Source organism: Bacteroides timonensis, assembly GCF_000513195.1.
Lineage (GTDB): Bacteria > Bacteroidota > Bacteroidia > Bacteroidales > Bacteroidaceae > Bacteroides > Bacteroides timonensis.
The window spans coordinates 77,182-102,723 of the sequence record NZ_CBVI010000001.1; the positions used below are offsets into that span (position 1 = coordinate 77,182).

The 25,542-nt window shown below is 43.0% G+C and carries 17 protein-coding genes; 6 read left to right on the forward strand and 11 right to left on the reverse strand.

Going from position 1 to position 25,542, the window contains the following annotated elements; all coding sequences use genetic code 11:
• Positions 1–64: 64 nt before the first annotated feature.
• The 9 genes from BN161_RS00235 to BN161_RS00275 form a co-directional block, all read right to left on the reverse strand.
• Positions 65–2,023 carry a BT_3987 domain-containing protein gene (locus tag BN161_RS00235; protein WP_074435075.1) on the reverse strand — a complete coding sequence of 653 codons (1,959 nt, stop codon included), beginning with the start codon at positions 2,021–2,023 and terminating at the stop codon, positions 65–67.
• Between the two features lie 30 nt (positions 2,024–2,053).
• The gene (locus BN161_RS00240; protein ID WP_044262374.1) at positions 2,054–3,220 is read right to left on the reverse strand and encodes a DUF1735 and LamG domain-containing protein; all 1,167 of its coding nucleotides are present in this window, start codon (positions 3,218–3,220) and stop codon (positions 2,054–2,056) included.
• 8 nt (positions 3,221–3,228) lie between these two features.
• Positions 3,229–4,227: a glycoside hydrolase family 18 gene (locus tag BN161_RS00245; RefSeq protein ID WP_044262038.1), complete on the reverse strand. Its 999-nt coding sequence runs from the start codon at positions 4,225–4,227 to the stop codon at positions 3,229–3,231.
• 21 nt (positions 4,228–4,248) lie between these two features.
• A complete protein-coding gene (locus BN161_RS00250) occupies positions 4,249–5,865 on the reverse strand; it encodes a RagB/SusD family nutrient uptake outer membrane protein (RefSeq protein ID WP_044262040.1) in 1,617 nt (538 codons plus the stop codon).
• 4 nt (positions 5,866–5,869) lie between these two features.
• Positions 5,870–9,232, reverse strand: a complete 3,363-nt coding sequence (locus BN161_RS00255; RefSeq protein ID WP_044262041.1) for a TonB-dependent receptor — start codon at positions 9,230–9,232, stop codon at positions 5,870–5,872.
• 190 nt (positions 9,233–9,422) lie between these two features.
• Positions 9,423–11,702 (reverse strand): GH92 family glycosyl hydrolase, encoded by a 2,280-nt coding sequence (locus BN161_RS00260; RefSeq protein ID WP_044262044.1) that lies wholly within the window; start codon positions 11,700–11,702, stop codon positions 9,423–9,425.
• Positions 11,703–11,740: 38 nt separating this feature from the next.
• Positions 11,741–12,751 (reverse strand): FecR family protein, encoded by a 1,011-nt coding sequence (locus BN161_RS00265; protein WP_007215450.1) that lies wholly within the window; start codon positions 12,749–12,751, stop codon positions 11,741–11,743.
• Positions 12,752–12,782: 31 nt separating this feature from the next.
• Positions 12,783–13,343, reverse strand: a complete 561-nt coding sequence (locus BN161_RS00270; RefSeq protein ID WP_007212720.1) for an RNA polymerase sigma-70 factor — start codon at positions 13,341–13,343, stop codon at positions 12,783–12,785.
• A 40-nt stretch (positions 13,344–13,383) separates the two neighbouring features.
• A complete protein-coding gene (locus BN161_RS00275) occupies positions 13,384–15,618 on the reverse strand; it encodes a GH92 family glycosyl hydrolase (RefSeq protein WP_044262045.1) in 2,235 nt (744 codons plus the stop codon).
• A 136-nt stretch (positions 15,619–15,754) separates the two neighbouring features.
• On the opposite strand from BN161_RS00275, the gene BN161_RS00280 reads away from it, so the two are divergent.
• The 5 genes from BN161_RS00280 (at position 15,755) to BN161_RS00300 (ending at position 22,875) form a co-directional block, all read left to right on the forward strand.
• A complete protein-coding gene (locus tag BN161_RS00280; RefSeq protein WP_044262047.1) occupies positions 15,755–17,968 on the forward strand; it encodes an HAD-IA family hydrolase in 2,214 nt (737 codons plus the stop codon).
• 336 nt (positions 17,969–18,304) lie between these two features.
• A complete protein-coding gene (gene rplU / locus BN161_RS00285) occupies positions 18,305–18,622 on the forward strand; it encodes a 50S ribosomal protein L21 (RefSeq protein ID WP_044262049.1) in 318 nt (105 codons plus the stop codon).
• Positions 18,623–18,645: 23 nt separating this feature from the next.
• On the forward strand, positions 18,646–18,915 hold the full coding sequence (gene rpmA, locus BN161_RS00290; RefSeq protein ID WP_044262051.1) for a 50S ribosomal protein L27: 270 nt from the start codon (positions 18,646–18,648) through the stop codon (positions 18,913–18,915).
• A 145-nt stretch (positions 18,916–19,060) separates the two neighbouring features.
• Positions 19,061–20,335: a serine--tRNA ligase gene (gene serS / locus BN161_RS00295; protein ID WP_044262053.1), complete on the forward strand. Its 1,275-nt coding sequence runs from the start codon at positions 19,061–19,063 to the stop codon at positions 20,333–20,335.
• 233 nt (positions 20,336–20,568) lie between these two features.
• Positions 20,569–22,875 carry a bifunctional dihydroorotate dehydrogenase B NAD binding subunit/NADPH-dependent glutamate synthase gene (locus BN161_RS00300; protein WP_044262054.1) on the forward strand — a complete coding sequence of 769 codons (2,307 nt, stop codon included), beginning with the start codon at positions 20,569–20,571 and terminating at the stop codon, positions 22,873–22,875.
• Between the two features lie 363 nt (positions 22,876–23,238).
• Here the strand turns inward: BN161_RS00300 and panD are convergent, their stop codons facing one another.
• Together panD and panC are read right to left on the reverse strand one after the other, a co-directional pair.
• On the reverse strand, positions 23,239–23,592 hold the full coding sequence (panD, locus tag BN161_RS00305) for an aspartate 1-decarboxylase (RefSeq protein WP_007212709.1): 354 nt from the start codon (positions 23,590–23,592) through the stop codon (positions 23,239–23,241).
• A gap of 27 nt (positions 23,593–23,619) precedes the next feature.
• Positions 23,620–24,465, reverse strand: coding sequence for a pantoate--beta-alanine ligase (panC, locus tag BN161_RS00310; RefSeq protein WP_044262056.1), 846 nt, complete (start codon positions 24,463–24,465; stop codon positions 23,620–23,622).
• Positions 24,466–24,711: 246 nt separating this feature from the next.
• On the opposite strand from panC, the gene BN161_RS00315 reads away from it, so the two are divergent.
• Positions 24,712–25,536 carry a glycogen/starch synthase gene (locus BN161_RS00315; protein ID WP_044262058.1) on the forward strand — a complete coding sequence of 275 codons (825 nt, stop codon included), beginning with the start codon at positions 24,712–24,714 and terminating at the stop codon, positions 25,534–25,536.
• Positions 25,537–25,542: the final 6 nt, after the last annotated feature.

A 25,542-nucleotide genomic window follows, 5' to 3' on the forward strand; every position in this document is an offset into this window, starting at 1 on the left:
TCATTGCGAGCCTCATCCTGATGTCAGCATGAGGCTCGTTCTGACATATATTAAATATTTACTTTTATTTCTTAACCAGCGTATACGTACCGCTTGAATGTGGATTTCTCTGTCCTTCCACTGCATTATAAGTATCGCCGTCCTTTGTAAACAGGCTGAAACCATAGCGTCTTCCCGAGTCACAGATGTAAACAGCTCCGCCCAATGTTTCAAGGACAAAAGCCTCGTCTGATGCCGCCATAGCAACCCAAGCAGCACCACTATATGTAGCACGGGCCATAGCATAAGTCGTGCCATCGGCAGTACCGATGACCTGGGGAGAAGGACAAAGAGCTATTCCTCTGTCATCATAGTTCATAATGAACGGATATGTACCGGTAATATCCTTACCGTCCCAACCGTAAACCTTGTAGCTTTTTCCCTGAACATCCTCGGCAATAGTGATATCGAAAGCTTCTGCATTTGTCCAATCCCACCACTTAGGAATATCATTTTCATAATAGTAATATAATGCTGCACCCGGAGTTACCGTCCATTCTCCTAAATAAGATTCATAGCTGGGTACAGAACCTTTCTTGGCAGACAGGTCAGTGCGGGTGTAATAATTACCGGTCCACGACACATCCTTGTTCCAGAGTTTCGCAGCCACCCTATCGAAATAAGACTCGTACATACGGCTTGAACCCAGATTGTAGAATGCAAAGTATTTGTAACCACCATTCACCACATTATCCAGATAAGTATCGTTAACACTAATCTTATTTAGGCTTCCACTATCCTCACTCATCAATGTAATGGCATACGGCGCCTGGATTTCTTTCGGTATATCCTGACCAAAATAGTCATTGAATGCCCCATAAGTACCATATACAGAGTAATCAATCAAATTTTCCAAACCGCTGCCCATCGGATGGTCGTCAGTAGTATACCAATAAATTCCGAATGTCACGCCATCTTCTTTCGGCATTATTCTACGACATTCCTCCAATAGTTTCTTGTAATTCTCAGGTGTACATTCTGCCAAACTGGATACCACGCTGCCTGCAGTGCCTTTATATTTAGCTCCTACTACCCCGTCCACCTTTTCAGCATAAGAAGAATATTCATCATCAAAGTCAACCCCGTCCAGACCATAAATGTCGATATATGCTTTCAACTCTTTTGCAAAGGCTTTAGCACCTTTTTCATTCAAACTACGCATACCGGCATCATCGTGATTACCCAAGATAGATAAGTGAACCTTGATACCTTTTTGCTGCAACGGACGGATAATCTTGTCGGCATTTGCCAACACAAAAGAGACCTGATCATTACAGAAAATATACGGTCTGCCATCACTATCCAGATTGATATTGGCTGCAAAAATACTGACGATATCAAAGAAAGGAACACCATCTACCATATATTCACCAGCATTCAACGGACTTTCATTGTTCACCTCTACATAGACCAGATTCTTAATATCCCCCTTCATAGCAGGATCAGGAGTCACACCCAGATTCTCAACCAAATAAATGTAAGACTGAGTATTGGAAGACACCTCCACACCATTGCCGGCTGTTGCCGAAATGGCAACGGCATAAGTGGTACCTACTGTTCCACCGGGATTGATATCCAGTTCCAGTGATTCGGATCTCTTACTTCCGGTAGCAATCGTCACCTTACCACCATTTTCCAAAGACAACTTATCCGTGGGGTACATCTGATAGCTCGTACCATTGGCGGCATTATAAGCTGCCAACGCATCTGCATCAATTTTGAAAGTTACCTGCACATCCGTTTCTGCTTTCTTGCTCAATTCAAAGAACAAGTGACCTGCACCGGCTTTATTGTCCCTGATGGCAATAGTAGTCAGTTGCTTAGCTCCGGCAGCCGAACGCACACTACCATAAGTTCCGTCAACAGTCTCAAAGATTTTATCGTTGCCTGTTGAAATAGTGAGGTCGTCTTCACAAGCTGTAAATACAGCTCCGAACAATAGCAACGACCATGCAGCGATTCTTATTTTATAACAATGTTTCATAATAAGCACTTTTAATTAGATTAAGGGTTATCACTTTTTTGCAGGGAGTTCTACATCTACCCAAGTCAATTTAGCAGATGCTGTAGCATCATTTCCGCTGTTGCTGTAATCTTTGATAATATCTGCTCCGTCATCAAATTTCCAATAAGCCACCAGATTTTGAGCATCCTCACTTACAGCATAGAAATGGTTTTCAGCATTTATTTCATCTTGAGTCAGCACCCGGTTCCAGATACGTACTTCTGAGATGTCGGCATCCAGAAAACGTTGGTTGTTATAGGAGTAACCAATCCAGAAGCAACGTGGTTTACCATCCGATTCGTCGGAATGAGGTATGCCCCAGTTTACCGGACCATACGTAGCACCCGTAAAATCACCTACAAGTTTGCCATTGAAATAGACCCTAATAGTTTGTGCTTCCGAATCGTAAGTTACAGCAACATGTGTCCATGCATTCAGTGGAGCCACCATTGAGCTATTCGTAAAGTTTCCCTTGCCTGTTGCTATCTGCAATTGATTAGAAGGTACGCCCGAATCACCGAAACGGAACAAGAATTGTCCTTCGATACCCATCAAAGTATTCAACTGGTTCTCAAAGCTATACGGATGAATCAAAGCTTCAGCCGTCATCGTCTTCATATTTTGAACAACATTCGGGTTTACCCAGTCTACATATACATTGTTTTTATTGATATTCGCCACTTTATTAATCAGCGCAGCACCTTTGAATACATAGTAAGATGTATTCGACGATCCCAGCACATTAATACTTGCATCAGCAACCGTAACCGGCAATACATAGGTTTTATTGAGGTCTAAGCTGCCAAGTTCGGTAAAAGAAACTGTGATTGGGGTCGATTTCAAAGCGCCGGCTGCAATTTTTCCTTCCGTTGCGCTGAAACTGTAGTGACCTTCCGGGAGCATCTCCATATCACTGACATAATAAGTGTCCTCATATACGGAAACCAAACTTGCATCTGCTTTTATAGTGAAGGTGATATCTTGTTCTGAGGGTTTCGGAATAGACATAGAAAATTCTCCTGTGGCATTTTGAGTAATTGCCTTTACAAAAAACGTGGTCGGAGTCTTCGAGGTCATGAACAATTGGTTGTCAAAATTCTCCGTATCATCGGCACATCCGGAGAACATACCGGAAATCAGTGCCAAGGAGATAAAATAGATATTCTTAAGTTTCATAATAGTAATCATTTAACGGGAGCTGGATTCATTATATCAATCGCTTCTTTCACATAGGTGCAAGCACCACTGGTAGAGTAATAGTCATTCTGGACATTATAGATGGCAATGCCGGCTTTCTTATATCCAACAGCCTCTACAGTGGCCCAATAGGCTACCTCTCCCAATGCACGAGTACCATCCCAATATCCTGTCTTCTTATCAGTTGTATCATAAGAAATCGTAGACACAGCCATAACAAAACGGTCACTCGGAACCCCCTCCTCTAAGGCATTGTCCACCAGAAGATTTAACTCGGCAGCAGTGGTTGCACTTCCACTGTCCAAAATGATGTGCTTACAACTATTCAAGATGTTTTTGTCAATCAGATTCTGCGGTTTTCCTTTGAATACAAAAAACTTATCTGCATTAGCAGTTTTCCATGTATTGACTGCATTCAGAAAAATGTTCTGTGTTGCCTGATAAGTTGCCAAGTCAGTTGCCGACATGAATGCCGGATTTTTTCCGGAAAACTCTGCAATCAGTCCGTCATAGTTAGGCAAGTAGGCAAGCTGTGTGGTAAGTTCTTTTTGCAGGTAACTATCAAAAGCTTCCATAGAAGCGCTTCCATCTGAAGCCAAGTCATCATAAGCCGCCTTTATAGCATCATAACTAATGGTATAAACTACTTTCGTTCCTTTCTGATGAACAGTTTCTATATCTACTTTTTCGAAGTCCGCTAATTCGGGATACATCATCGAAATGACATCAATACTGTCCGACATATTAGTAATGTGCTGCGCCGGACTATAAGGCGCCTTATTACTGTTATCGAAATAGGCATACACTACTTTGTGTTCAGAAGCTTTATAGGCGGTCAGGTTGTTCAGGTACTTCGCATATGCTTCGGGGTTCTGATCTTTTATAGTAGACTCGTTAATGGAAAGGCTCTCCACATCCGTACAGGAAGCCAAAACAATGCTTGCCAAAACGAACAGACCGGTAATAGGTTTTATTATATTTTTCATAACTTATCGAATAAAATAGGGTTATCTGATTTTGGAATTACAATCCCACCATACACGGGTAGCATAATTGTCCGCACCTTTCAGGTAGCTTGACACTGCAGCTTCCACATTCGCCTTATTGCTGACATATTCGTCAGTGGGGAAAGGCATACGACGCGCTCCTAATTCATTGTCGACTACACCACCACTCTTGTTTCCAGCAGGATCCGCAGGAATCAAGCGAGGATAGCCTGTACGACGGAAATCCGCCCATGCTTCGTTTCCAAGCATCCAGTTGGCAATCCATTTCTGGGTAATGATACGCTCTTGTTTCACATCCGGCGTATCTCCTTCATTCCATTTCACAGTAATGGTAGACAACTGTGAGCCATAGCTGTTGGCTCCGGAAGGATCGTCATATATACCGGGCTTACTGGTAGCATTGTTTATATAATCAACTGCACTTCCGGCACCCCATTGTTCAAACGACAGTTCGATACCTTTTTCGTAGAAATCCTTTGCAGTACCACCCATACCGGTAAAACCAAATACAGCCACAGCCTCAGCACGCAGGAAAGCTACTTCAGCAGCATTCATCCACATAATGGGATCACTCTGACCTACATTGACACCGGAATATTTGTGTGCATCTACACCCAGCGTAGAACGATTAATGCTCCGGCGAACACCTACATATTCATAACCAGCCCATTCGGACGGAACGAAGTATTTGGAACGACGAGGATCATTATATCCATTCATATAGCAGATGATGTCGGCAGCCGCATGTGTATCACCACCGGTGAGACAAGCATGGTCCGTAGCTGAATTATAGCGGGTTGCGGTATAGAGCGGATTGACAATCGAGCCGAAATAACTCCACTTGGCATTATCATTATTTGATTCAATCACTCCCCCCTGTATAGCTTTCTGAGCTTCTTGTTCAGCCAGTGTCTGGTTAGCATACACAATACGCATAGCGAGGCGTAATCTCAATGAATTGGCAAATAAAATCCATTTGTTGATGTTTCCGCTATATACATAGTCGGCAGTAGCAGCCAGGGCTGCTCCGGGATTATCATTCAAAGTAGCAATTGCTTCATCCAATTCGGTAAAGAACTGCTTGTACACAACTTCCTGCGAATCATAAGGAGTGGTAACAGCACCGTCCAGACCTATTTTTGAATAAGGAATAGGGCCGTAAGTATCCGTTACGCGACTCATGGCAGCTACCTTAATAATCTTTGCAATGGCAAAAGGGACAGGATTTTCAGTCTTTTCGGATATATTTTGAACCGAAGTCAAGTTAGTAAATAACTGTGGAATGAGTTTGTCGGACTTCAAGAATACATTAGTCCAATTATCCGTAGCATTAAAGTTTCCAATCGTATTTCCCCATCCAGTATTGGTATCCGAGAAATAACCGCCCATCGGTCCACCCAACAAGCAGTCGGTGAACTGTGCCGTATTTACGTCCGAAGATACCACGCAACTGGAAAGGTTGTTCATTGCCGACCCCAACATATAGTCGTCGGCTTGCATATCATCAGTTCCAGGTTGATAAGGATTCGAGTTAATATCCATATAATCACCTGTACAAGATACTCCGGTAAAAACCAGTGTTCCTACTATTATTTTATTAATAATACTTCTTCTCATAACATTAAAATTTAAGAGTTACACTACAACCGAAATTACGGGTAGAAGGCATCATGAAATAATCGACACCTTGATAGAAATTGTCAGTGGATGCTACGCTTTCAGGATCGAACGGAGCTTTACTATAAATCATCCACAAATTACGTCCTACAAGCGAAATCGTCAGGTCACATACATTATTGAACATCTTGCGAGGGAATGTATACCCGATAGAGGCTTCCTGCAAACGTACGTTTGTTGCCGAATAGGTGTAATACTGCGCCACTGCGTCACCACCACCTATAGCACTATACCATGATTCCGGACTTACCCGGTCTCCTCCATTCACCGACACATATCCTAAGTCTCTCACCGCAGCCGTAGCCTCTGATACGCCGAATTCATCCAAAACGGCTTGTGTACGTGAGAATACCACGCCTCCCAAACGGGCTGAAATCATAAATCCCGCATTAAAGTTCTTCCAGGAGAAGTTATTGCGCCATGCCATATTGGCTTTCGGCAATACGCTTCCCAGCTTGATCCACTCATCCGAGTTTTCAATCTTTTCGGTAGTCACGTTGCCATTCTGATCTACATACACATTGCCATTGGCATCACGCTTCATATCTATATTAGAATAGATATCTCCCATAGAACCACCTTCCTTCAACAGAAAACGTACAGATCCCAAACCGCCCATATTCAATGTAGAAATAGAAATCACCTCATTGGTCACAGGATTAATGGCATTGTCTGCCAAAGTCGTAATCTTGTTCTGATTGGTAGAAAACGTATAGTTGCTGCTCCAGGTAAAATCTTTCCAAGTATTTTCATATCCCAATGCAAGTTCGATACCCTGATTACGCACAGCACCCGTCTGGATATACAACGCTGAATAACCGGATACTCCCAATTGAGGGTTGAATGTCTGGTTCTTGGTAGTTGTATTATAGTAGGTCATATCAAAATTAAAGTTCTTCAAAAAACGCAAAGTCAAACCGACTTCCCATGATTCGGTACGTTCCGGCTTCAGGTTGTATACCGGATACTGGGTGGTGTTACTCCACTGCCCTGTACTTTCATTCCATTCGTAACGAGGATTGGCTATGTATCTCTCAAATGCCGTACCTACAGAAGCGAAAGAACCACGCAGCTTCATGAAGGAAAGATAATCACGATTCAGATTAGGCATCAATTCAGACAACACGACTGAAAGACCTACTGAAGGATAGAAGAACGACTTGCTGGTAGAGTTAGGTCCTGCCAACTGTGAAGGCCAGTCGTTACGTCCGGTCAATGTCAGATAATAAGTACTCTTGTAGCCCAGTTCAGCAGAAGCAAACACAGACTGGGTTTGCTCACGCCAGCCGTTCTGCATACGCTTTGTTTTCTTAGCACTCAGGTTCTGCACATTAAATACGTTAGCAAGTCCCGGAGTTTCACCTTCAAAGTTTTCGTCAGCAATAGGACCTCTCACTTCCAGTCCATCGGAACGCATATCCATAAATGAAGTACCGATATTTGCCGAAAGGTTCCAATTCTCTCCAAAACTCTTGTTAATATTGATAAGGAAGTCGGCATACAATTGTTTATCTGTCGTTTTAGATATAGTATAGAGCCCGCGTGTAGATGCCTCAGTCATCTGCGTATTTGTTCCGGCATAATACTTTTCAGTATAATCATTGAAAGAGTTATCCAAACGGACACGACCACTGACACTCAACCAATCCAGTATCTTGTAGTTCAAACTGGCGTTCAGCATATAACGGTCTTTATTGTTATTACGAAGTTGACGATAATTAATCCAATATGGATTCTGCATTACCATACCTGCATCACCTACCGGCCAATACTGGGTATCCAGTTTACGAGAAGCATCATAACGTTCGTACATCTTGAAATCTTCCCAGTCATTGCCACGCGGAAACAGGTAAGCACCCACCAAGGGGTTGTTATAAGTACCTTGGTTCACCATATTTTGGTCTTTCTGAAGCACATAAGTTGCACCCACATCCAAAGTCATCTTATCATCCAGGAAAGAGGTGGTATTGCGGAAAGTAAAGTTATAGCGTGCATACTTATTGTTCGGTATAAGTCCCTTAGAATTAACAGCGGCAGCCGAAACATACGTCTGGTTCTTATCCGTACCGGTAGACAAGGAAATGCTCTCCGTTCCGGTTACACCTGTCTGAAAATAATCGCTTGTCGGATTGTATCCATAAGAATTAGAAGAATTCAACAGATTTCCCCAACTATGTGTAATCTGACCGCCACTGGTTCCATAACGATTTTGGAAATCAGGGGTTACAAAAGCGTTGAAGATTTCGGTATTACTGTTCACAGTAATGTTTACGCGCCCCTCTTTACCTTTTTTCGTTGTAATGACGATAGCACCATTCGCAGCATCCGACCCGTAAAGAGCTGCTGCTGCCGCACCGGTCAGTACCGACATAGATTCAATATCTTCAGGATTAATATCAGCGATAGGTTCGGTAGATCCCTTTGAGTCAAACTCAGTACCTCCCTTACCAGTTCCGGCATACATCGGAACTCCATCAATGACATAGAGTGCATTGGAAGACTGCATGATAGACTTCGTACCACGCATCACTACTTTTGACACACCGCCTACACCGGATGAAGAAGCGTTGATATTTACACCGGCAACTTTACCGTTCAAAGAGTTTACGAAATTGGCATCCTTTACACGGGTAATCTCATCACTCTTAACTTCTTGCACATTGTAGCTCAACGCTTTTGTAGCACGTTTGATACCCAAAGCAGTTACCACCACCTCTTCTATCAGTTGTGAGTCAGTTTCCAACATCACATTGATAGCATTCTGTCCTTTGGCTGCAACCTCCTGTGGCTTGTAACCCACATAGGAGAACTGTACCACCGGATTTGCCTCAGTAGTAGTCAGCGTAAAGTTACCATCAAGGTCAGTGATACACCCAATGCTTGTACCCTTTATTAATACATTCACACCGATAAGGGGTCCCATATCATCCGATACCTGTCCGGTAATGGTTCGTTCTTTACCTTGCTGATTACCCTCTTGCGGCGCAGCAGACTTCTCTGAAAGATAAACAATGTTATCTTCTACTTTAAAAGAAATGTTTTTTCCTTTCAAGATAGCATTCAAGGCATCTTCTATAGATGCGTTCTTCACTTTGACATTCTCCACTGCCATAGTAGCGAGCTTGTCGTCATAGAAAAATTGATACTTAGATTGAGATTTGATCTGTTCGATAACTGTACCTAACGTCGTACGAGAGACATTCAAATTCAGTTGGGCAAAGGTCCACTGAACGGATACAGTCATGAAGAACAAGACTAATAAAGCTCGTAGAAATTTCGAACTTTGAAAAGCATGATTGTTGTTCATAAACAAAGTTTAAAGGTTACACATTGGTTAATTCTAATTAGTCAGAAGAACATTTCTTCCGGCTTACGTATATAAAACAACGAACACTCAAAATACACTTACTACAAAATGATATTTTTTTTCATTAAAAGAAAAAGGGAATAGTTTTATTTCCTATTCCCTTCTTCATTACATTATTAACTTCAGTTTTTTATTTCTTTTTTATTTCATTGGAGAAAGAATACGGGTAATCTTCCACCTGTGTTCCTCGTTGTAAATTAGGTTTGCTACCCATATCAAATTTCAAGACACCACCCTTCAACAGATCTCCATGCTTCAGATAATTCTTCGTATACGCGTTTCCATCCAAGCGGAGCGATTCGATGTACATATTTTCAGAACTATTATTAGCAGCATCGATCACCAATGAATTACCATTTTCGAAATGGAGCGTTGCTTTTTTAAATAAGGGAGCACCCAAGACGTACTCATCGGTTCCCGGACAAACGGGATAGAATCCTAATGCCGAGAATACATACCAGGCAGAAGTCTGCCCGTTATCTTCATCTCCACAATAGCCATCGGGACCGGGCGTGTACATGCGATTCATCACCTGACGCAACCAATACTGCGCTTTCCAGGGCTGTCCGGCATAATTATACATGTAAATCATGTGCTGTATAGGTTGGTTGCCATGAGCATAATTACCCATATTCATCACCGTCATCTCACGTATTTCATGGATTACCTGGCCATAGTAGCTGTCATCGAATAAAGGAGGAACGATAAATACCGAGTCCAACATTTCAACAAAGACTTTTTCACCACCCATCAGATCAATCAAACCTTGAGGATCGTGGAATACAGACCAGGAATAATGCCAGCTATTTCCTTCCGTAAAGGCATCTCCCCACTTCAAGGGTGAGAAAGGAGCCTGGAACTGTCCATCTTTATTGCGTCCACGCATCAACAGGCTTTCCTTATCGAACACATTTTTATAATTCATAGCGCGGTCAGCAAAAAGCTTCAGTTCCTTCTTCGGGCGGTTCAGAGCTTTTGCCATCTGGTAGATACACCAGTCATCATAAGCATATTCCAAAGTGCGGGCAGTGTTCTCATTGATTTTCACATCGTAAGGAACATATCCCAATTCATTATAGTATTCATAACCGAGGCGACCGGTAGAAGAAACTTCCGGATGCACATTCTTTGTTCCGTGGATAAGACCTTCGTACAAGGTAGTTACATCATCCACTTTAACACCTTTCAGATAAGCGTCGGCAAGTATAGAAGCGGAATTATTACCGATCATACAACCGCGATGTCCCGGACTTGCCCATTCGGGGAAGAAGCCGCTTTCCTTATATGTATTGATAAGGCCTTCCTGTATCTGTTTGTTTACTGAAGGGTACATCAGGTTGAGGAAAGGGAACAGACAACGGAAAGTATCCCAAAAGCCTGTATCAGTATACATATATCCGGGCAAAACTTCTCCGTTATAAGGACTGTAGTGAACTGGATTTCCAGCCTCGTCAAACTCAAAGAAAGCACGCGGGAAGAGTACTGAACGGTACAAGCAGGAATAGAAAGTACGATACTGATCAAGGTTACCTCCATCCACTTCTATTTTTCCCAATACCTGGTTCCAGGCATCTTGTCCTTTCTGAACCAAAGTTTCAAAACTGTCACTCCCCAGTTCTTTCAGATTTCTGTCTGCTTGCTCAAAACTGATAAAGGAAGAAGCCACACGGGCATGTACAATTTCTCCCTTACGGGTTTTGAAACCGATGATGGCTCCCGCATGTCCTGCTGTTTGTTCACTCTGGTTTTCAACCAAAGCGCCGTCAACAACAGAAGCCTGATAACTGAAAGGCTTATCAAATTCTATAACGAAATAGTTCTTGAAGTTATCAGGAACTCCACCGCTGTTACGGGTGGTGTATCCGATTATCTTATTCTGCTCAGGAATGATCTTAATATAAGAGCCTTTATCAAAAGCATCTACTACAACATACGAATTCTCGTTCTCTGGAAAAGTAAAACGGAACAAAACGGCACGCTCTGTGGGCGTAAACTCTGTCACAACATCGTGCTCGGCAAGATACACCTTATAATAATAAGGTAATGCGACCTCTCCTTTGTGTGAGAACCAACTGGCACGTTTGTCTTCATCAAACTCTGGTTTGCCTGTTACAGGCATAATGGAGAACTGACCGTAATCATTAATCCACGGACTGGGCTGGTGGGTCTGCTTGAAACCACAAATCTTATTAGCAGTATATACATATTGCCAGCCATCTCCCATCTTTCCGGTCTGCGGAGTCCAGAAATTCATACCCCAAGGACGTGCGATAGCCGGATATGTATTTCCCGTAGAAAGTTCAAAAGAAGACAATGTCCCCATCAGCGGGTTGACGTATTGCGTAAAATCTTTGGCTTGAGCCCAGAGAGCACAGCCTAAACAGCAAATCGATAAAAGCAGTTTCCTCATATTATTATGTTTTAAGATTATATACTTCCGATTTTTACCTATTTCTTTGAAGACAGAAATACACTATTTCCCACAATTTTATATTCAATGGGAAGTGCATTCGTGCTCTTAATCAGATTCAGAGTCTCCTCGACATTATCTTTCTTCTTTAATGTACCGGAATATGTCTTTGTAGCATCCATATCAGGCGCCAGAATAATCTTCACCCCATAAGAATTCTCCAAAGTACGGGCAATCGTAAATATGTCAGCCTTTTCAAAGACAAACTGATTATTATGCCAGTTTTCAATGCCTGTATCCACCTGTTTCACTACCAGACGGCGAGTTACAGCATTCAATTCCGCTTTTTGTCCCGGAGCCAATACTATCATGCCTTCTTCGTGATTACCTTTCACTTCAATCTCCCCCTTTATCAGTGTAGCTACCGCAGAACGGTTAGTCTTGTCACTCTTTAAGTTGAAGACTGTTCCCAAAACTCTTACCTGCATGGCTTCACTGCGCACTATAAAAGGCTTCGCCGTATTTCGCTTTACTTCAAAATAGGCCTCCCCTTCCATATATACATTCCTTCCCTTTTCTGAGAATTCACGTGGATACTTTAAAGTAGTATGTTTGTTCAGCCAAACCTTAGTGCCATCAGGCAACATCAGTTCCTTCACCTCATCACGGGCAGTGACAGCAACCAATTTGCTCTCTTCACTTTGTGACTGATAAATATGATAACTCAAACCGGATATAAAAAAGATACCTATGAACATAGCGGCATACCGCATCCAGGTATTCAATCTTCTCACCTTATTTCGTTTAGCTTCTTCTTGTGCCAGCCGTTTGAACAGCTGCTTTTCAGCTTTTTCTATCTTCTTTTCATCCGCAAATTCTTCACTCTTTCCCAGATGATATATCTGCTCTATCCTGAACAATTCACGAGCGTTACCGTCCGATTCGTCCAGCCATGCATTTACCTTACAGAGCTCTTCTTCGGAGCATTCCCCCATAAGGAATTTGGCCATCAATTCTTCATCCAACTTATTCATTCCTTCCTTCATCATACTATTAAAACAACCGTTTCGATAAAAACACTTACACCTTACCTAATAAAAACAAGACTAACATAAAATTCAGGTAGCCCAACCTCTCACGCAGAAACTTCAGGGCTTTATACATATGAGCCTCCACGGTCCGCAATGATATCCCCATAGTATCTGCTATTTCCTTATTCTTCATATCATGCAGATAGCTGAGTCTAAAGACCGTCTTACACTTATCCGGCAATTCATTTATAGCCTCGGAGAGTTCCTTTCTGAGTTCACGGTCTTCTATCCTCTTCACGACATCATTACTGTCCGGCTGATAAAACTCTATTCTTTTCTGGTTGATCTCCGTCACTACAGCTTCATAAGTATTCTTGATATCCCGGTGCTTCAGTACATTCAAAGCACGGGTATACACCGCCCGATACAGAAATGCCTGTATCTGCTCTCCTACCGTTATCGTATCTTTCCGCCGCCACAATTCTACAAATACATCTTGTACTACGTCTTCCGCTTCTTCATCACCCACGATGCGCGTGGCATAGAAAAGCAGATTGGCGTAGTACTTACGGAAAAGGAGTTTATAAGTCAGGTCAAAGTTATCACTCATAATCCCACAATTATATTATCTGGCACCATCCATCACTCTATCACTCTATCTCATACCACGCTTTACCCGGTTTATTCCCCATCTCAAATTCAAAGATAGAACCATTCATTATTTGCTCATGCGTGATATAACTTTTATCATAAGGTTTTCCGTCGAGTTTTACCGACTGGATATAAATATTCTCTTTGCTGACAGCCGGTGCCAATATCGTAAATATTTTACCGTCAGCCAGATGCAGTTTCATCTCAGGATACATGGGAGTACCTATCTCATATTTGCCGCTAATCGGGTCTACCGGATAGAATCCCATTGCACTGAACACATACCAGGCAGACATCTGACCACAATCTTCATTCCCACACAAACCGGCAGGTGTATTCTTATATAATTCATGCATCACCTCAGCTGCATACTTCTGAGTCTTCCAAGGTTGCCCTATGGCATTAAACAAATAAATGACATGGTGACTCGGTTCATTACCATGTGCATACTGCCCGATCATTCCAGTACTGAAAATAGGCAGATCTTCATCCGCAGAAGGATTGTAAGTGAACATACTATCCAGTTTCTGGGTAAAACGTTCCTTGCCTCCAACCAGACTGATCAGTCCATCAACGTCTTGTTGCACAGACCAGAAATATTGCCAACCATTACTTTCGCAAATATGCGGAGTATAATCATCCGGACTGAAGTTCTCAATGAAGACTCCTTTGTTATTCCGCGGTTGCATGAATGTTGTCTGAGAATTATATACATTCTTATAATTCAGAGAACGCTTATCAAATTCATCTGCAATTTGCTTTTCACCCAGTTTCTCCGCCATACGGGCAATGCAATAATCATCGTAAGCGTATTCCAGGGTTTTAGAAAGTGACCAGTTCTCTGAATTATAGTGATCCGTTACATCATAAGGCACATAACCATATTTTTTATATAACCCTATTCCACGATATTCATCAATATTGGCTGTAGCTACACATGCGGCCAAAGCTTTCTTCGGATCAAAATCCCCAATCCCTTTCAAGTAAGCATCCACTATGACGGGAACTGCATGATAACCTATCATCATATCCGTTTCACTTCCATAGAAATTCCATACCGGAAGACGTCCGTTCTGTTCGGAAAAAGCAAGAAAGGATTTTACCATATCGTTTACACGCTGTGGTTCAATATAGGTATAAAGAGGATGAGCGGCACGGTAGGTATCCCATAATGAAAAAGTACTGTAATTGGTCCATCCATCTGCCTGATGCACTTGCTTGTCAGGACCATAATAGGCACCATCCACATCGCTATAGATAGTCGGGGCCAGCATGGAATGATAAAGGGCTGTATAGAACTTAACTTTCTCGTCAATGTCATCGCTCTTGATTTCGACTTTGGAAAGTTGCTCGTTCCAGTTCTTACGGGTAACAGCCAGATACTTGTCAAAATCGTCTGCCGAAGCTTCAGCAGCAAGATTGCGTGCTGCGCCTTCCATACTTACCCCCGAGATAGCCGTAGTGACAAGAATCTGTTCACCCGCACTTGTGTGGAAATCAAAACGGGCAATAGCAGAGCTACCTATACGCTTACCGTCTTTGACGATAGCGGCAGTATCTAACTGCACGGATGCAAACGGTTTAGAAAAACGGGTACGGAAATAAATGTGCTGGTCGCGTGCCCAACCGTCAGAAAAACGGTATCCTTGAATAGTTACCGAATCGACTACTTCAATGCGGGTATCATTCGTAAAGTCCCAATTCATAGCTTTCCGCAGATTGAGGAATATAGCTGCGTCCGCTTCAGGAAAAGTATAACGCTGGATGCCACAACGTTCGGTTGCTGTCAGTTCCACGTTGATATCATAATCTTTCAGCCGCACCTGATAATATCCGGCACTGGCCGTTTCTTCATCATGGGAAAATAAAGAGTGAATGCCCAACGGCGCATCTGCTTCTTTATAAGGCAGAGTCACGGGCATAAAAGATATATCATATAAATCACCGGCTCCCGTACCCGAAAGATGAGTGTGACTGAAACCTGCAATCGTGCTGTCCGGATAGAAATAACCGGAGATGCGATCCCAGCCGGGAAGACCATTATCGGGGCTTAACTGCACCATACCGAACGGTGCCTGCGCTCCGGGATAAGTATTTCCTGTAAAATCGGTACCAATAAAAGGATTGACGTACTCTGTTGCATAACACTCAGTTTCCGCATCCGGTTGTTGGGATACACACGCTGAAAAAGAGAAAAGAAGCAAAATCCAAAAAGATAATTCTGATAGTTTCATAATATTACATAGTTAACGTATGTATGGAACAACTCAGCGCAAAGAAACACTTAGCAGTTTTTAAAATAAATTCATCGTGAGAACAAATATAGTCAGAAAATTCCAATTAATTTATAACTTTGCCACAAAAAGCGACATGGGCTATACGACTTATCTCTTTGACTTTGATTACACGCTCGCAGACTCTTCTCGCGGCATTGTTACTTGCTTCCGCAATGTGCTCAATAAACATGGTTATACAAATGTGACCGATGAAGACATAAAACGCACCATCGGGAAAACATTGGAAGAATCTTTTTCTATCCTGACGGGAGTGACGGATGAAGAGCAGCTGGCCGGTTTTAAAAGTGAATACAGGAAAGAAGCGGACACCCACATGACAATAAACACCGTGCTTTTTCTGGAAACCAAGTCTGTGCTGCTGGCCCTGAAAGATGCGGGTGCATTCATAGGTATCATCTCCACCAAATACCGTTACCGAATTAAGGAAATGCTCGACCAACATTTCCCCGGCAGTTTCTTCAATATCATTGTCGGCGGAGAAGATGTACAAACGGCCAAACCTTCGCCCGAAGGTTTGCTACTTGCCATAAAACAATTACACGTCACCAAAGCTGAAACCCTCTATATTGGTGACAGTACAGTAGATGCTGCCACAGCCAAAGCTGCAGGTGTAGACTTTGCAGGTGTAACCCATGGAGTAACTACCACCGAAGAATTAGCCAAATATCCACACTGGAAGATTATGAGTTCACTGGAAGAACTACTGGAAAATGACGAGCAACCGACCCATGATAAACAATCTGCTGACAACGAGGACTCGACTGCCAATAAAGTGATACCTCAACCTCCTGTTGTCAGTACGCCTGCAGTTCCGGCTGTTTCCGCTTCTCCCATTTCTCCCGCTCCCCGCAGAAGAAAGATGATCAACATTTGGCAAATACTGATTTTAGCAATATTGCTATGGCTGTCTTTTGAAGAAGGGGAAGATAGCAATGTTTTCATGTATTGTTTCATACTGGTGCTCTGGTACATTCTCAGCAAACGCAGGGTGCTCCCCAACCGGGTTTTAGAATTTATCTCACCTTGGTGGTCTCCTTGCAAAGCACGACTTCGCACTCTTCACATCAAGATGGTGCGTGGAAAGGAAATCCCTCCCATCAGCGAGGAAGGTAATATCTGCCTGAATTGTGATACTGTCTATACGGGCAGCTATTGCAACCGTTGCGGTCAAAGCCGGAACACTCCCCGCTACCGCTTCAGTAATGCATTCAGAAATATATTGGGAGGATTCACCAATATTGATAATGGCTTTGGTCGAACACTTCTGGATTTACTCTACCGCCCGGGGTACATGATCAGAGACTTCATTGCCGGCAAACGAATCTTATACTTCCGCCCCTTCCAGACACTATTTGTACTTGCCGCCCTTTACATCATGGCCGTGCAACTGGTAGATCCTGAAGCCTTGAAAGAGAAAAAGGGAAAGTCTCCGGAAGCTCAAAGGCAAGAAATAGTCGCTGCACGTGAACAATTGCAAAAACGTATAGAAACAGCAACAGACCCGACTACCCAAAATATCCTGAATAAAACGATAGAAGGTCTGGATAAGAAACTGGAAAATCTGGAAACAGAAGATTCTACGGACATCCGGAAGAATAATCTGATAGCTGCACGTGAGCTATTGAAGAAACAGATGAAAAATACCAAGAAACCAGACCAAAAGGAGGTTTTGGCCCAAACAATAAAAGAACTGAATCAGGATCTGGAAAAACTGGAAACCCAAAACACCTTTAAAAAGGATAACATCACCCTCCAAATAAATGGTGATGAAGATGACGAACTCATAGATGAACTTCTGGAAGGTGGGTCATCGGTATTTAATAAGCTTGAAAAAGCCATTCACAATACACCTTTTCTGGAAAAAGTATGGAACTTACTGAAAAGTTGGGGCCATGGTAACAAGGCATTCCGTATTATCGCCACATTACCCCTCTTTGCTCTGGCAACGCTCATGGCTTTCCGTCGGAAAAAGAACAAACTGCGTTACAATCTGACAGAACATGTCTTTATACAGGCTTATATTGCTTGTCAGATACTCTTGCTCAGTATCATAGTGCTTCCTTTCAACGGCAGTGCACAGGTAGGCGATTTATACGAATTGCCCATACTATTCATCTTTGCCCTCTTCTGCCTGGATTATAAGCAACTGTATGGATATACCTGGTGGAGAAGTTTCTGGACTACAATACTGATGTTCTTCTATAGTTTGATACTGCTTATTATCTTTGCCATTATTGTAATGGCACTGATAGTTGCGGCGGTCTATATACTAAAGCCGCTTTTGTAGTTTTTCAGGCAAATCCGGTCCGCATCAAAATAGGACCCGAACCGTACCTGCTCCGTAGCAAATTCGGTTAAAGGTACCTCTAACCGAATTTGCTACGGAGCAGGTACGGAGCAGATACGGAGCAAGCAGGTCTCAAGTACGTTTTATATACACTCCGCTTTCCTTACATAGAATGGAGGTAAACCATTTTTTCCGCAAAAAGAAGATGAAACACTTGCCCGTTCCGAAGAAAAGAAGTACTTTTGTGCCCGATTATTCCGCACCGGGTTCGACAAAGTGCTTTCTAAGTGATTAGAGACCACCCGACGGAGCTAACTTATACATTATATATAAGAAATGTACGCAATTGTAGAAATCAACGGTCAGCAATTTAAAGCAGAAGCTGGCAAAAAGCTGTTTGTACACCACATCCAGAATGCTGAAAACGGTACGACAGTAGAATTTGACAAGGTTCTTTTGGTAGACAAAGACGGTGCAATCACTGTAGGTGTTCCTACTGTAGAAGGTGCAAAAGTTGTTTGCCAGATTGTATCCAGCCTGGTAAAAGGTGACAAAGTTCTCATTTTCCACAAGAAAAGAAGAAAAGGTCATCGCAAGTTGAACGGTCACCGTCAACAATTCACAGAGTTAACAATTACAGAAGTAGTAGCTTAATCAATTTAAAACAGTAAGAAGAAATGGCACATAAAAAAGGTGTCGGTAGTTCTAAGAACGGCCGCGAATCACAGAGCAAGAGATTAGGCGTTAAGATATTTGGTGGCGAAGTTTGCAAAGCAGGCAACATCATCATTCGTCAAAGAGGTACTGAATTCCACCCGGGTAACAACATCGGTATGGGTAGAGACCACACTCTTTTCGCTTTAGTAGACGGAACTGTACAGTTCAAAGTAACCAAGGAAGACAGACGTTATGTATCTGTAATCCCTGCCGAAAGCACAGAAGCGTAAGTTTCAGAATAAGAAATAAAGATGAGGGATGCAATCTGATAGATTGTATCCCTTTCTTTTTATAGTTTCTTTTTTGCATTACTTCTGATTTACACTATCTTTGTGCTCTCAAATCAAGATTTTAATCAAAACAAAGTATCAAGATATGCTTACCATCAAACAAATTACAGAAAACACCGACGCGGTGATCCGCGGACTGGAAAAGAAGCATTTCAAAAATGCGAAAGAAACAATAGACCAAGTAATTGCCTTTAACGACAAAAGACGTAGCACACAGTCTATATTAGATAATAACCTCTCTGAAGTAAACTCGATTTCCAAATCCATCGGACAATTGATGAAAGAAGGAAAGAAAGAGGAAGCAGAAACTGCCAAAAGCCGTGTAGCCGAACTTAAAGAAGCCAACAAGACTTTGCAGACTGAAATGGATCAGGCTGCCGAAGATATGCAGAATCTACTCTATACCATTCCTAATATACCTTATGATGAAGTACCCGAAGGTGTAGGTGCTGAAGATAATGTAGTAGAGAAAATGGGCGGTATGGAAACCGAACTCCCCAAAGATGCACTGCCTCACTGGGAACTGACAAAGAAATATGATTTGATAGATTTCGACCTGGGCGTAAAGATAACAGGAGCCGGTTTCCCGGTTTATAAAGGAAAAGGTGCGCAGTTGCAACGCGCGTTGATCAACTTCTTCCTGGACGAAGCCCGCAAAGCTGGTTATCTGGAAATCATGCCTCCGACAGTGGTTAATGCCGCTTCCGGTTACGGAACAGGCCAGTTGCCCGACAAGGAAGGTCAGATGTACCATTGCGAAGTAGACGATTTATATCTTATTCCGACAGCTGAAGTTCCTGTAACAAACATCTATCGTGACGTGATTCTGGAAGAGAAGCAACTTCCTATCAAGAACTGTGCTTACACGCAGTGTTTCCGTCGTGAAGCAGGTTCTTACGGTAAAGATGTACGCGGCTTGAACCGTCTGCACGAATTCTCTAAAGTAGAATTGGTACGCATTGACAAACCGGAACATTCCAGACAATCTCATAAAGAGATGTTGGATCATGTGGAAGGATTATTGCAAAAACTGGAATTGCCATATCGTATCCTCCGCCTATGCGGTGGAGATATGAGCTTTACAGCCGCCCTTTGCTTCGACTTTGAGGTTTACTCCGAAGCACAGAAGCGTTGGCTGGAAGTAAGTTCGGTTTCTAACTTCGATACTTATCAGGCTAACCGCTTGAAATGCCGTTACCGCAGTGGAGAAAAGAAGACAGAACTTTGCCATACATTAAACGGATCTGCATTGGCATTACCACGCATTGTTGCCGCTTTGCTGGAAAACAATCAGACGCCGGAAGGTATCCGTATCCCGAAGGCATTGGTGCCGTATACGGGTTTTGAAATAATTGACTAAAAATAGCTGCGCTATACGAGCGGGTGAATAATAATTCGCTCCTACATAGGTAACCACAGACGTTTATATGATTACGTCTATACAACCTGGTAGGGGCGAATTATCGTTTGTCCACATCAGTAATACAGCTTTTTAGAAGAAACTTTCTTTGTTTTTACCAAATAACCCGTATCTTTGCAAACCGTAACAATCTGAAAGTGATTACGTAATTATACCAACAAAATTTATAGATAATGAACAAAATCATTAGCAAAGAACATTTTTCTGAAAAGGTTTTTAAATTAGAGATCGAGGCACCTTTAATTGCCCGTTCACGTAAGGCAGGACACTTCGTCATTGTACGTGTAGGCGAAAAAGGCGAACGTATGCCATTGACTATTGCGGCGGCTGACACCGTACGCGGCACTATCACTTTGGTAGTACAGGAAGTAGGCCTCTCCTCTACCCGCCTTTGCGAACTGAATGAGGGCGATTACATCACCGATGTGGTAGGTCCGCTGGGACAAGCTACTCATATTGAAAACTTCGGAACAGTGGTTTGTGCAGGTGGTGGTGTAGGCGTGGCTCCCATGCTCCCTATCGTACAGGCTTTGAAAGCTGCCGGTAATCGCGTTATTGCCGTACTTGCCGGACGTAGCAAAGAGCTGATTATCCTTGAAAAAGAAATGCGCGAAAGCGCAGACGAGGTCATCATTATGACCGATGACGGTTCTTACGGACGCAAAGGATTGGTAACCGAAGGCGTGGAAGAAGTCATTAAACGGGAGAAAGTGAACAAATGTTTTGCTATCGGCCCCGCTATCATGATGAAATTTGTTTGTTTGCTGACTAAGAAATATGAAATACCGACTGATGTTTCGCTGAATACAATCATGGTGGATGGTACAGGTATGTGCGGTGCTTGCCGCATCACCATCGGTGGAAAAACCAAATTCGTTTGTGTGGACGGACCGGAATTTGATGGCCATCAGGTAGACTTCGACGAGATGTTGAAGCGTATGGGTGCTTTCAAGAGCATCGAACGCGAGGAGATGCACAAGCTTAAAGAAGACGAATCCTGCAAAGCTGTACCGGAACCGACACAAGAAGTTGACGAGAAAAGTCGTAATGCCGCCTGGCGTCTGGAACTTCGCAAAGCAATGAAACCCAAAGAACGTACTGCTATTCCACGTGTTGAAATGAACGAACTCGATCCGGAATACCGTTCGCATAGCCGCAAGGAAGAAGTGAACCAGGGACTTACAGAGGAACAAGCTCTGACGGAAGCTAAGCGTTGCCTCGATTGTGCAAATCCAGGCTGTATGGAAGGCTGTCCCGTAGGTATTGATATTCCCCGTTTCATCAAAAACATTGAACGTGGAGAAATACTCGAAGCTGCCAAGACACTGAAAGAAACCAGCGCCCTGCCTGCTGTTTGCGGTCGTGTTTGCCCGCAGGAAAAACAGTGCGAAGCTAAATGCATCCACCTGAAAATGAAAGAGAAACCGGTCGCTATCGGTTATCTGGAACGCTTTGCCGCTGACTATGAACGTGAAAGCGGACAAATTTCAGTACCGGAAATCAAGGAAAAGAATGGTATCAAGATTGCCGTTATCGGTTCCGGACCTGCCGGACTTTCTTTTGCCGGAGATATGGCTAAATATGGTTACGACGTTACTGTCTTCGAAGCCCTTCACGAGATAGGCGGTGTATTGAAGTATGGTATCCCCGAATTCCGTCTGCCGAACAAAGTGGTGGATGTAGAGATTGACAATCTTGCCAAGATGGGAGTTAACTTCATTAAGGACTGCATCATAGGTAAGACTATCAGTGTGGAACAGTTGGAAGAAGAAGGTTTCAAAGGTGTATTCGTAGCATCCGGTGCCGGATTGCCTAACTTCATGAATATTCCGGGAGAGAACTCCATCAATATCCTGTCATCCAATGAATACCTGACACGCGTCAACCTGATGGATGCAGCAAGCGAAGACTCTGATACTCCGGTGCCTTTCGGTAAAAATGTAGCCGTTATCGGTGGTGGAAACACAGCTATGGACTCAGTGCGTACTGCACGCCGCTTGGGTGCTGAACGTGCCATGATTATCTATCGTCGTTCCGAAGAGGAAATGCCTGCGCGTATCGAAGAGGTAAAACACGCGAAAGAAGAAGGTGTTGAGTTCCTCACGCTGCATAACCCTATCGAATACATCGCCGACGAGCAAGGAAAGGTAAAACAAGTCATCTTACAGAAGATGGAGCTTGGCGAACCGGATGCATCCGGCCGCCGCAGTCCTGTAGCTATCCCGGGTGCAACGGAAACCATTGATATAGATCTGGCTATCGTCAGCGTAGGGGTTTCTCCCAACCCGATTGTGCCTTCTTCTATTCCGGGACTGGAAATGGGGCGCAAAGGCACGATTGCCGTAAACGAGAACATGCAGTCATCTATTCCGACCATTTATGCCGGAGGTGATATTGTTCGTGGTGGTGCTACCGTTATTCTTGCTATGGGTGATGGCCGCAAGGCTGCTGCCTCAATGCACGAGCAGTTGAGCAAATAAGTAGAAAAGCCATTGCTTGTCAAGAGCTAGTTTACATAACATTAACAAAGCGGAAAGATTTCGGTCTTTCCGCTTTTCTTTTTCCGGAACAGATAATCTGTTTACTCCGATTACACCATTCATTCGTCCTAAACAGATGGTATGTTTCGAGCGATTACATAGTATGTTTTACCCAATTACATGGTATGTTATGGACCAAAACATAGTATCTTCCGATAAACCCTACATACAGGCACAAAAAAAGAGGGGCAACTTGCGTCACTCCTCTTACTATCTTCGTTCCCGAAACTAAACCAGGATTACATGGGCAAAGATACGGAATCAAACAACTAAAGTCAAGCTTTCCACCGTTTTTCTTCCCGTTTATTTCACCACTTTGTTCGTTGCCGGATCAGGGAAAATCACCGACGGCTTGAACGACTTGGCTTCTTCAAAGTCCATCAAGGCATACGACATAATAATGATGATATCGTCCGGCTGCACCTTGCGGGCTGCCGCACCATTCAGGCATATCTTGCCCGAACCACGTTCGCCTTTAATAATATAGGTTTCAAAACGTTCACCATTATTGTTATCGGCTATGTACACTTTTTCACCGGCAATCATATTAGCCGCATCCAGTAAGTCCTCGTCAATCGTAATGCTTCCCATATAATTGAGGTTAGCTTCCGTGACGCGAGCGCAATGGATTTTCGACTTCAGCACTTCAATCATCATAAGGTCTGATCTCTCTTTTTAGGTTTATTACTCTTTATATTTAATATTGTCAATCAGGCGAACTTCACCACAGAACACCGTAATGCAACCTACAGCATACGCCGTATCTTCCCAATTGGTTATTTTCTGCAACGTATTGCCATCCACCAGTTCGAAGTATTCCAGACGCAGACCGGGAGCGGCAGCAATGGCATCTTCTACAAACTTCTGAGTCTCAGCAACTGTATGAGAAGCCGCAAAGGTACGACTTTCAAATAATGTTTGCGATATTTTTAAAGCATTTTTGCGTTCTTCGGCAGATAAACGTGCGTTGCGGCTACTCAGAGCCAGCCCATCCTCTTCACGCATAATGGGACATCCCACTATTTCCAACGAATAATTCATCTGGCGCACCATCTCACGAATGATAGCTAACTGCTGAAAATCTTTCTCTCCGAAATAAGCACGGTCCGGCTTCACTGCATCAAACAGCTTACTCACAATCTGGCAAACACCATTGAAGTGTCCCGGACGAAACGCACCTTCCATCACTGTGTCCAACGGCGCATAGCTGAATTGGCGCATATCAGGTTCAGGATACATCTCCGCAACCGAAGGAGCGAACACAAACGCAGCACCGCAAGCTTCCAATAAAGCACAATCGGCATCCAGCGTACGGGGATATTTCTCTAAATCATTCTTGTCGTTAAACTGTGTCGGGTTTACAAAAACACTCACTACCGCAGCATCATTCTCTGCAACACAACGCTTCACCAATGACGCATGACCGGCATGTAGGGCACCCATTGTAGGTACCAATCCTACCTTTTTACCTTGGGCCCGTAAAGCCGAGAGTCCGGCCTGCAAGTCCTTGATAGTATGTACTATTTCCATTTTTATAGGTTATATAATAACTTAGTTGTTCGCAAAAACGGTGCAAAATAAACTATTATTTAGCATATAAAGAAGAAATATCGCAAATTAATGCAAAAGTTCTACTCGGACAACAACCTGCTTTAAAGCAATGTAGCACTGAAAAACAAGCAGTTAACAATTCATAAGGAATTATAGAGTCGCCTTATTTGCTCAAGTGCCCGATTTTTTTTATATCTTTGCAGAATAATTGAGAACATTGTTATTATGACAAAGGCGAACAAGGTTTTATTTATTACCCAAGAGATTACTCCTTACGTACCAGAATCCGAAATGTCCCTTGTAGGCAGAAACCTACCTCAAGCAATCCAGGAAAAAGGCAGAGAAATTAGAACATTCATGCCTAAATGGGGGAATATCAATGAGCGCAGAAACCAATTGCATGAAGTGATACGTCTCTCCGGTATGAATCTGATTATTGATGATACCGACCACCCCCTTATTATTAAAGTTGCTTCCATTCAGTCTGCCCGCATGCAGGTTTATTTCATCGACAACGATGATTATTTCCAGAACCGCCTGGAAACAGCAGATGAGAATGGTGTGGAATATGAAGATAATGACAGTCGTGCTATTTTTTATGCACGCGGTGTATTGGAAACAGTTAAGAAGTTACGCTGGTGTCCGGATATCATTCACTGCCATGGCTGGATGACTGCCTTAGCTCCTTTGTATATAAAGAAAGCATATAAGGACGAGCCTTCATTCCGTGACGCTAAAGTAGTATTCTCCGTTTTCGAAGATGACTTCAAAGAATCGTTTAATGCTGATTTTGTAAACAGATTGGTATTGAAAGGTGTTACAAAGAAGGATGTAGCTCACCTGAAGGCTCCTGTAGACTACACTACGTTGTGCAAACTGGCCATTGATTATGCAGACGGTATTATCCAGCAAAGCGAAAAAGTCAACGAAGAAGTGATGGAATATGCTCGACAATCTGGAAAACCCATTTTAGAATATCAGACTCCCGAAACATTTGCCGATGCTTGCAATGAGTTCTACGACAAAGTATGGGAAACAGAACAAAAATAAACAAGA